Annotated in this window: 7 protein-coding genes and 1 pseudogene; 6 read left to right on the top strand and 2 right to left on the bottom strand. The window is 72.6% G+C overall.

The features are described 5' to 3' along the window. Nucleotides 1-90 precede the first annotated feature (90 nt). Complete coding sequence (locus AB0F77_RS42680) at nucleotides 91-1,314, bottom strand: alginate lyase family protein (RefSeq protein ID WP_361960098.1); 1,224 nt, start codon at nucleotides 1,312-1,314, stop codon at nucleotides 91-93. 437 nt (nucleotides 1,315-1,751) lie between these two features. Between AB0F77_RS42680 and AB0F77_RS42675 the strand changes: the two are divergent. From AB0F77_RS42675 to AB0F77_RS42650, 6 genes and pseudogenes are all read left to right on the top strand, one after another. Further along, nucleotides 1,752-2,110: pseudogene (locus AB0F77_RS42675) on the top strand (DNA-binding response regulator); the annotation flags it as partial. A 129-nt stretch (nucleotides 2,111-2,239) separates the two neighbouring features. Continuing rightward, nucleotides 2,240-3,691 carry an aldehyde dehydrogenase family protein gene (locus AB0F77_RS42670; RefSeq protein ID WP_361960095.1) on the top strand — a complete coding sequence of 484 codons (1,452 nt, stop codon included), beginning with the start codon at nucleotides 2,240-2,242 and terminating at the stop codon, nucleotides 3,689-3,691. A gap of 288 nt (nucleotides 3,692-3,979) precedes the next feature. Continuing rightward, a complete protein-coding gene (locus AB0F77_RS42665) occupies nucleotides 3,980-4,579 on the top strand; it encodes a TetR/AcrR family transcriptional regulator (RefSeq protein WP_361960092.1) in 600 nt (199 codons plus the stop codon). Between the two features lie 226 nt (nucleotides 4,580-4,805). Further along, a complete protein-coding gene (locus AB0F77_RS42660; RefSeq protein ID WP_361960089.1) occupies nucleotides 4,806-5,864 on the top strand; it encodes an aldo/keto reductase in 1,059 nt (352 codons plus the stop codon). 125 nt (nucleotides 5,865-5,989) lie between these two features. Further along, the gene (locus AB0F77_RS42655; protein ID WP_361960086.1) at nucleotides 5,990-6,973 is read left to right on the top strand and encodes a class I SAM-dependent methyltransferase; all 984 of its coding nucleotides are present in this window, start codon (nucleotides 5,990-5,992) and stop codon (nucleotides 6,971-6,973) included. Nucleotides 6,974-7,058: 85 nt separating this feature from the next. Continuing rightward, nucleotides 7,059-7,541 carry a potassium channel family protein gene (locus AB0F77_RS42650; RefSeq protein ID WP_361960083.1) on the top strand — a complete coding sequence of 161 codons (483 nt, stop codon included), beginning with the start codon at nucleotides 7,059-7,061 and terminating at the stop codon, nucleotides 7,539-7,541. 48 nt (nucleotides 7,542-7,589) lie between these two features. On the opposite strand, the gene AB0F77_RS42645 is transcribed toward AB0F77_RS42650, so the two are convergent. Further along, a complete protein-coding gene (locus AB0F77_RS42645; protein WP_361960080.1) occupies nucleotides 7,590-9,707 on the bottom strand; it encodes a GAF domain-containing SpoIIE family protein phosphatase in 2,118 nt (705 codons plus the stop codon). Nucleotides 9,708-9,900 lie beyond the last annotated feature (193 nt).

The following is a 9,900-nucleotide window of genomic DNA, read 5'->3' as shown; positions in this document are numbered from 1 at the left end:
AGCGAGTAACTCCCACTCCTGGTCAGTGAGTTCATGACGGCGTACCACAACACCATCATCTACCACCCGAACGATCTTTGAAGACGGACCCTAGTTCGGGTTCTGGGCGTTGGTGAGGGTCTCCCAGGCCACGAACAGGTTGTTGGAGCCGGCCGGGCGGTTGCGTTCGGTCAGCGCCTGGGTGTTGGTCATGGCGACACCGTGCAGGGTGTTCAGGTAGTTGAACCCGACCTCGGTGATCGGGCCGAGCCCGCGCTTGACGCTCCCGCCGCACACGCTCGACGGGACGGCGGTGCCGATCTCGTACGTCGACTGGAAGCCCAGCGCCTGCCGCAGCCGCTCGCCGACCTGCGGATAGAGGTCCTGTCCCTGGATGCGGGCGGTCTCCAGCACATGGGAGATCGAGGAGATGCCGTAGCCGGTGTGCGTGAAGTCCCGGCAGGTCTCCTGGGTGATGCCGGTGGTGAACGTACTGGCGCCGAACCAGAAGCCGACGATCTGGTCCCGGGTCGTGAGGTGCTGGCTGGCCACGGTCCTGGGCAGCGCGCCGTCGGAGGAGAGGTAGACGAAGGCCGGCACCCGCTCCAGGTAGTGGCCCATCGCCCGGTCCCAACTGGCGTGGTCGTCCAGGAAGACGGAGATGCTGACGGCCGCCTCCAGCATCGTCAGGTCCCAGTTGCCGGTGCGGTTGGAGCCGTTGACGACCACCGGGAGGTAGACGTCGCGCAGCATGGACGCGAACCGGCCGGAGTTGGCCCAGTTGCCGTGCACACTCTTGATGATCTCCGCGGCCTTGGGCCACGAGGAGCCCGACCACCCGGTCTGGAGCGGGGCGTTGTCGTTGGTGTGGTTCTTGACGGTCGCCGACCAGGCGTCCATCAGCTGGATCGACTTCTGCGCGTAGCGCTCGTCGCGGTTGATGTACCAGGCGAGCGCGTCGGTGTAGGCCGCGATCGCGTCCTCACGCTCGTCGGTGCAGCCGAAGTTGGGGTTCGAGGTGGGCCCGCACTCGACGGTCGCACGGGGCTTGGGCGTACGCGACAGCGAGGCGTAGGGGCTCGCCATCATCTGGTCGTACGCGCTCTTCCACGGCTGGGCGCCCGCCTGGACCTTGCTCCGGACGAAGGCCAGTTGGGCGGAGTTGAGGTTCACTCCGGGATGGACGAACACCGCGGGCGAGGCGGCGACGGCGGGTGCGCCACCGGGCTCCGTGGGGGTCGTGGAGGCCGAGGCCGGTGCCATGAGCGCCGCCGTGGCCACCGTGCCCAGTGCGGCGGCGAGTCCGACGAGTCGCAGTTTCACTCCGAAGCGCATGGAGAGCGCCCTCCGATCTCTGACACTGGTTCATATATATGAACAGTGAACTCGATGATGAATCCGCCCCCGCCGCAAAATACGGGCCGCGCAATGTACACGTCAATAAGGAAACGCCCCGTCCCGGCCGGCTCGACCCGGCCGGGCCGTCCCCCGCGCGAGCTACGGACAGGTGTCCACCGTGAGGTGACGACTCCCGATCACCGGATCCGTACCGTTCCCCGCAGCCGCGGCGCTCCGGCCGCGGACCGGCGAGGGAAGCTGCCGCGACCGGGCGGGGCGTGCTGCTCGGCGTCGCGCTGTTCGGGGCCGTCATCGTGAACATCGCGTTCCTCGGGCACTACGAGGTCGACGGCCGGGGTTCGGTGACGGGCGCGGTGGGGCTGTTCGGTTTCATGGCCGCCGCCGCGGTCACCGAGGAAGTCCTGTTCCGCGGCGTCGACGGCATCGAGGCCGCGCGCCTGCCGGCCGGCGCCGGGGTGCCGCACCCCGTGAAGGTGCCCGTGGTGACGACCTTCAACCTCGACGAGTACGTGCACGAGGCGCTGCGCGCGGGGGCGAGCGGGTTCCTGCTCAAGGACGCGCCGCCGGACCGGCTCCTGCACGGGATCAGGACCGTGGCCACGGGCGCGGCGCTGCTGGACCCGGAGGTGACGCGCCGGCTCGTGGGCCGGTACGCGGCGCGCATCCGGCCCGTCCAGGGCGCCCCGCACGACGCATCCTCGCCAAACTGGGCCTGCGCGACCGGGTACAGGCGGTCGTCTACGCCTACCAGCAGGGGCGATGTACCCGTTGACAACAATGTCTCCGATGAATACTTTAGGGGTGTCGCGACTGCGGCGGCCCACGCGGAACGGCGCGGACCGCACACGGCGACCGACGCCTCCGCGCCGCTCTCCCACCCCCGCCACCAAGGAGCTCCGCCATGCCCGAGACCACCCAGGACATCGCCGCCAAGCAGGAGTTGTTCATCGCAGGCACCTGGATCGACGCCCGTGACCACGGCACGCTGACCATCGTCGACCCGAACACCGAGGAGCCCGTGTACACGGTCCCCGAGGCGACCCGCGCCGATGTCGACAGGGCCGTCGCAGCGGCCAGGGAGGTGCTGGAGTCCGGGAGCTGGGAGGCGCTCGGCGTCGAGAAGCGCGTGGCGCACCTGCTGCGGTTCGCCGACGAACTGGAGCGCCGCGCACCGGAGATGACCACACAGCTGGCACACGAGATGGGCACACCGCTGAGCGGCGCCCGCGAGGTGGCCGGCGCCATCGGGCTGACGCGCCACTTCGCCTCCGTCGCCGGTGGTGTCGGCTTCAGCGAGCGCCGTGCGGGCGCGTTCCGGCCCAGCCTGGTCGACCGGGTGCCGGTCGGCGTCGTCGCCGCGGTGGTCCCGTGGAACGCGCCGGTCTTCCTCACCGTGCAGAAGATGGTGCCCGCGCTGCTCGCCGGGTGCCCGGTGATCGTCAAGCCCGCGCCGCAGACCGCCTACAGCGCGTTCGGGATCGCCGAGGCCGTGGCGGCCGCCGGACTGCCCGCCGGAACCGTGAGCGTGCTGCCCGCCGACCGCGAGGTCTCCGAGTACCTGGCCACCCATCCCGGCGTCGACAAGGTCTCCTTCACCGGCTCCACCGCCACGGGCCGGCGGATCATGGAGCTGGCCGCCGGTGACATCAAGCGCGTCGGCCTCGAACTCGGCGGCAAGTCCGCGGGGATCGTGCTGCCCGACGCCGACTTCGCCGCGGTGATGCCCGCCGTCGTCGGCGGCACCATGTGCAACTCCGGCCAGGCGTGCACCCTGTTGTCCCGTCTGCTGGTCCCGCGCGAGCGCGCGGAGGAGTTCCTCACCGCCTACGCCGCCGCCCTGGACGAGATCGTCGTCGGTCCCGCGCTCGACCCCGCCAGCGTCCTCGGCCCGCTCGTCTCCCGGGCCCAGTACGAGAAGGTCATGGGCTACATCGAGTCCGGTCTGGACGAGGGCGCCCGGCTCGTGCGCGGCGGCGGACGGCCCGCGGGACAGGAGCGCGGCCACTTCGTCGAGCCCACCGTGTTCGCCGACGTCACCCCGGACATGCGCATCGTGCGGGAGGAGATCTTCGGCCCCGTGATCTCCGTGCTCACCTACGACACCCTCGACGAGGCCGTGCGGATCGCCAACGACACGCCCTACGGCCTCTCGGGCGCCGTCTTCGGCCCCGACACCGACGCGGCCGTCGCGGTCGCCCGCCGCCTCCGCGCCGGGATCATCACCGTCAACTCCGCCATGGACTTCGACTTCGACGCCCCCTTCGGCGGGTTCGGGGCCTCCGGCACCGGACGCGAACTCGGCGGCGCCGACGGCATCCTCGCCTTCACCGAGGCCCGCACCATCGGCGTCTGACACCCCCACGGCAGGACGGGCCGCGGCACGACCGCGGCCGTCCGCCCTCCCCCCCACCGCGGCACGGACGTCCCGGCCGCGCGAGGAGCGCACCCATGAAGATCACGGTCGATCTCAACCGGTGCGAAGGGTACGGGCAGTGCGTCCTGCGCGAGGAGTTCCTCGCCATCGACGGCTGACCGCCCCGCCTGTGGCCGGCGGGACCGGCCGGCCACGGGCACCGGCGTCCCGAATGTGCGCATCGCGCACATTGTCACCGCTGAATACTTCGTTGGGTAGGGTCGAGGAATGACAACACCGCACACCTCCTACCACCACGGCAACCTCCGGGCCGCCCTGCTCGACGCGGCCGAGCGCAAACTGGCCGAGACCGGTGTGGACGGTCTCTCCCTGCGCGAGCTGGCCCGCGACATCGGCGTCAGCAACGGAGCGCCGCGGCGCCACTTCCAGGACAAGCACGCGCTCCTCGACGCCCTCGCGGTCGTCGGCCTGGAACGCCTGGGCGAGGAAGTGGACGCCGCCCTCGCGGCCTCCGGGGGCCAGGGGTTCGCCGAGCAGTTCACGGCCTTCGCCTCGGCGTACGTCGGTTTCGCCACGCGCAGTCCGCAGATGCTGGAGCTGATGTTCCTGCGCAAGACGGCGGCGGCCGGCGAGGAGGTGCGCGCCGCGGAGCGGCGCGCGTTCGCGTCCGCCGCCGAACTCGTCGGACGGGCGCGCCGCAGCGGCGACATCGACGCCTCCGACCCGGACCGCACGGACATGGCGATCCTCGCCGTCATCCAGGGCCTGGCCACCCTCGTCCTGGGACACATGGCGGGGGACCGCGACCCCGACGTACTGGTCACGGGCACCGTCCGCACCCTGCTCGACGGTCTGCGCCCCCGCTGAAAGGGCCGGGAGCCGCTGTTCGTGTGGTCGGACCGATCGTCGACGCTTTTCCCGTGACGCATGCGCACGGCACCCGTGATATCGGGCCACACATCACCAGGAAGCTTTCCCGTGAAGGCTCATGTCCTCGAAGACTTCGGCTTGAGGTTCCCGCGCATGCGCGTGGATGTCTCCCGTGCATAGGATTTCGACATCCCCGGAAATCCCGTGAAACAGGATGACTCCCATGAAATACAAAACGCTGGGCAACACCGGTCTGCTCGTCTCCGAACTCTGTCTGGGGACGATGACATTCGGCGGCACGAGCGGCGTCTACGAACACATCGGAAACGTCGACCAATCCGGTGCGGACGAACTCGTCAAGGCCGCTCTGGACGCCGGAGTCAATTTCTTCGACACCGCCGACGTCTACGCGGAGGGACGGAGCGAGGAGATCCTGGGCCGGTCCTTCCGCAACCTCGGCGTGCCCAGGCGCGAATACGTCCTCGCGACCAAGGCGTACAGCCGTACGGGACCGGGACCCAACGACGTCGGCGCGTCCCGCGGGCACGTCATGGACGCGGTGGAGGCCAGCCTGCGCCGGCTGGGGACCGACCACATCGACCTCTACCAGATCCATGCGACCGACCGGGTGACACCGCTGGAGGAGACCCTCCGCGCGCTGGACGACCTGGTCCGGCAGGGCAAGGTCCGCTACCTCGGCGTGTCCAACTGGCAGGCGTGGCGGATCGCCAAGGCCCTCGGGATCGCCGCCCGTTCCGGGTACGCGCCGCTCAACACCGTGCAGGCGTACTACTCGATCGCCGGACGTGACCTCGAACGGGAGATCGTGCCACTGCTCCAGGAGGAGGGCCTGGGTCTGCTCGTCTGGAGCCCGCTGGCCGGCGGTCTGCTGTCGGGCCGGTTCAGCCGCGACAACCAGAACCCGGAGGGGGCCCGGCGCTCCGACTTCGACTTCCCCGTGGTCGACAAGGAACGGGCCTGGAACGTCCTGGACGTGCTCGGTCCGATCGCCGAGGCCCACGACTGCAGCCCGGCCAGGATCGCCCTCGCCTGGCTGCTCGCCCAGCCGGCGGTCACATCGGTGCTCGTGGGCGCGAAGCGGCTCGGCCAGCTCCAGGACAACCTCGCCGCCGCTGACATCACGTTGAGCGAGGACGAACTGCGCGCCCTGGACGAGGTCAGCCGCCTCCCCCTCGAATACCCGGGCTGGATGCTCGACACCCAGGGAGCGGACCGCCTGGGAGCCGTCGACCTCTGGGACAGCCGCGTCAGCCGTTCCTGAGTGCCGCTCACCACCACCCTCGGCACGACCGGTCCGTGCGGTGGCGGGACGTGGGCCAGAATCGTCGCGTGACGAACCGGGGCGGGTCCGCCGTGCGCGGGGCGCCGTACGCGAAAGAGAGCAGCATGTCCGCTCAGACACCGTCCAGCGACGTTCCACCGATTCTTCCGGGGCTCGGGGAAGATCCGGAGGGCGCCCTGGACGCGGCGGCCTGGGCCCTCGCGGCCATGATCGGCACGATGCGGGACGCGCTCACCGCGCCCCTCCCCGAGGTACTGGCCGCGCACCCGCAGCGCACGGCCGTCCTGGAGGCCGTCGGGCTCGTACGACGGGACGGGGACGGGCTCGTGCCGCACGGCGCGCTCTCCCGCGCCGACGCCGAGACGACCCGCAGCGCGGTCGCGGCGCGGCTCAGCTCGCTGCGCCAGGCGGTCTCCGCGGCGGAGGACCACGCGTCGGACGGCGCCGGCGGCGGCTGGGCCGACCAGGCCGACGAGGTGCTGCTGCACCAGGGGCGCGCGTCGGCGGCGACCGGCCGCGCACTCGCCACCAGGGTCGTCCCGCAGCTGGCCGGGCTGGCCGAGCGCCTCGACTCCCCCGGCGGCCGGGTCCTGGACGTCGGCACGGGCGTGGCGGCGCTGGCCCTCGCCCTCGCCGAGGCGTTCCCCCGCGCCGGGATCGTCGGCGTGGACGTCCTGCGACGCGCGCTGGACCTCGCCCGCACGGAGCTGTCCGGCGCCGATCCGTCCGTCGCCGGCCGGGTGAGCCTGCGTCTGCTGGACGTCGCCGAGCTGGCGGACCCGGCCGCGTACGACCTCGTCTGGCTGCCGGCCCCGTTCCTGTCCGAGGACGCCCTGCGCACCGCCCTCCCCCGGCTGATCGACGCGCTGCGGCCGGGAGGCTGGATCGTGACCGGCACCAACCCGGCCGCCTCCGACCCCCTGCGCCAGGCCGTCGCCCGCTGGACGGCCGTACGGGGCGGCGGCAACTCGTACGACACCGACCGGATGGCCGAGACCCTAGCCGCCGCGGGACTGAACGAGGTGCGGCGCTTCCCCACCGTCCCCGGCGGCCCCGTCCTCGTCGCCGCCCGCCGCGGCGCCGTGTGACCCCGGGCCGCCGTTCGGGTCGAGTTCGCGCCGGGGCCCCGTGCTCCGGCGCCGCCCGGGCGGGCCGTGCCCGAGGATGCGGGGCATGCTGCCCGGTTTCCTGACCAGGGCGGTCGAGGTACTGCTCGGCCGCCGAGGACGTTCCCTCCACGTGCGGGCGGCCGGCGCCGCCACGGCCGTCCTCGTCGCCGTGATACTGGTGGGCTCGTACGCCGTCGTCGTCGCCGAGCGCGGTGCTCCCCGCGCCCAGCTGACCACCTACCCCAGGGCGTTGTGGTGGTCGGTGGAGACCGCGACGACGGTCGGCTACGGGGACTTCTACCCGGTGACCCCGTGGGGCCGTGTCGTCGCCGTCGTGGTGATGGTCGTCGGGATCACCGCCTACGGCATGGTCACGGCGGCCCTGGCCACCTGGTTCGTCGGACGGGACCAGGAGCGCCGGCACCGTCTCGTGCGCCGCTCCGAGGAGGCCGCCGAGCACCTGTACGCGCAGGCGGACCGGGCCCTGCACGACCGCTTCGACCGGCTGGAGCGGATGCTGGAGGGCAGGGACGGCGGGACACCGTGACGGGCCCGGGAGCGCTCCGGGAACACCCGCGCGGAACAGCGGCCCGCGTCAGGTGACGTCCGTGGTCCGGATCAGCAGCATGGCGATGTCGTCGACGCGCGGCACACCGTGCGGGGCGTGGGCGAGGAGGACCTCGGAGAGGGCGTGCATGTCGTCGTCCCGGGCCAGCGCGAGCCGGTGGGCGAGATCGCCGATGGCCTGGTCGATGTCGGCGCCCGGCGCTTCGACGAGGCCGTCGGTGTACAGGACGAGGGTGGTGCCCGGCGGCAGCGGGACCTCCACGGCGCGGTAGTCGGTGTCCGGGGTGATGCCGAGCAGCAGTCCGGCCGGCGGCCGCAGCACCTCGGTCCGGCCGTCCGGGCGGCGCAGGAGGGGCGGCAGGTGGCCGGCGGTGGCCAGACAGGCCGACCGCAGGTCCAGGTCGAGCCGGATGTAGAGACAGCTCGCGAACAGCCCCGGGTTGAGGTCGCACATCAGGCGGTTGGTGCGGGCCAGCAGCTCCGCCGGATGTGCTCCGGCGGCGGCGTGGCTGTGCACGGCGGTGCGCAGCTGTCCCATGAGCGCGGCGGCCCGCACGTTGTGTCCCTGGACGTCGCCGATGGTCGCCGCGGCGCCGGTGGCACCGCAGCGGATGAGGTCGTAGAAGTCCCCGCCGATCTCCATGCCGTGGCCCGCGGGCAGGTAGCGGGCGGCGACCTCCAGGCCCGGCACGGCGGGCAGCCGACGCGGCAGCAGCCCGCTCTGGAGGGTGCGGGCGAGGCTGTGCTTGGCGTCGTAGAGCCGGGACCTGTCCAGGGCCTGGGCGATCAGTCCGGCCACCGAGATGAGCAGGTTGCGCTCGGCCGGTGTGAAGGGCCGGAGCTCGTCGTACGACAGGACCAGCAGCCCGACGGGACGGCCCCGGATGACGAGGGGCAGGAAGGCCCACGCGTTTCTGTTGCCGTAGCGCACGGCCTCGGGATAGGCGTCGCGGAAGTCGTCGAAACTGGCGAAGAAGAGCGGTCGCTGCCTGGTCAGCGCCTGGGCGGGCGGGCTGGGGGCGGCCAGGGAGTCCCCGTCGAAGCGCGCCATGAACTCCACCGAGTAGCCGCGGTGGCCGACGACGCGCAGCCGCCCGTCCGCCACCGTCATCAGGGCCAGGCCCGCGGCCCCGAAGCCGGGTACGAGCTGGTCGGCGACCCGGTCGGCCACGTCCTCGACCCGTACCGTCTCCGTCAGGCTCGCCGCCAGGTGCATGAGGTGGTAGAGGGTCACGGCCCCCACCGGGTCCGCGGGCGGCCGTCCGGCCTCCTCGGGTTCGGCGGAGGGTGTGTGCGGGCACGGGGCGATGTCGACGCTGACGCCCGAGGCGTCGGGGTACAGCCGGAAGGACAGCCGGCCGGCCGGTGCGCGCCGGGCCGTGAAGTGGGCGGACTGGTGGCCGATGACGGTGTCGCGGAAGCGGGCCTCGAAGACGGAGTCGCCGAGCCATTCCAGGAGCTCCCACGGGCGGACGCCCATGAGGTCGGCCGCCTGGGTGCCGAGCAGGTCGGCGGTCGCGTCGGTGACGAAGCCGACCCGGCCCTCGAGGTCCAGCGACATGGCCCCGGGCAGCCGGGCGGCGAAGTCGTGGGCGGCCAGCGCCTCGGCCGGGTCGGGGGTGCGCGGACGAACCGCCTCCAGCACCCGTGCGCACGCGCCGGGCCGGAGGGGGGCGCCCGCGTCCGCCGCGTGCCGGAGCACCGGGCCCGCGTCACGGCAGAAGGCGTCGATGGCCTGGCGCTCGCCCCGGCCCAGCCGCGCGCCGTGGGAGGACGGCCAGAGCAGGCAGACCGTCCCCCACACGGCGTCCTCGGTGAGGATCGGGGCGGCGGCCAGGGTGTGGTCGGGCACCACGAGCGCGAGCCGCGGGTAGCGCAGGGCCAGCTCCTCCAGGCTGCCGACCCAGATCAGGCGTGCCTCCCGCGCCGCCGCGGCCGCCGGGATCGCCTCGTCCACCCGGATACGGGCCCACGGGGCGACGATGTGCCACGACGTCCCGTAGAGCAGGGACAGGTGCAGCACCTTCTCCTGGGGCGGCAGGAGGAACAGCATGCCGCTCGACGGCTCGGCGTCCCGCATCAGCCGGCGGAAGAGGACGGTCAGGTCGTCCCACCCCCGGGCGGAACCGCGGACGGCCGGCTGCACGGCGTGTCACCCGCCCTCGGGCGACCAGCCCCATCGCATACACCTCATACAGGGACAATATCCAGCTGCGCAGGTACAGGCATCCAAAGGTGCCCGCACACGGCGGGGACCCGGCCGCCGGGGCGCCGCCCCGCCTGCGCCGCGGCGCCGGCCCGCCCGAGGGGGGTGCGGGGCGTCAGCCCGGGGGGCCGGT

This window comes from Streptomyces sp. NPDC026672 (genome assembly GCF_040638185.1).
GTDB lineage: Bacteria > Actinomycetota > Actinomycetes > Streptomycetales > Streptomycetaceae > Streptomyces.
Note: the sequence above shows the minus strand (reverse complement) of the source record. Positions and strands in the feature narration are given on the sequence as shown.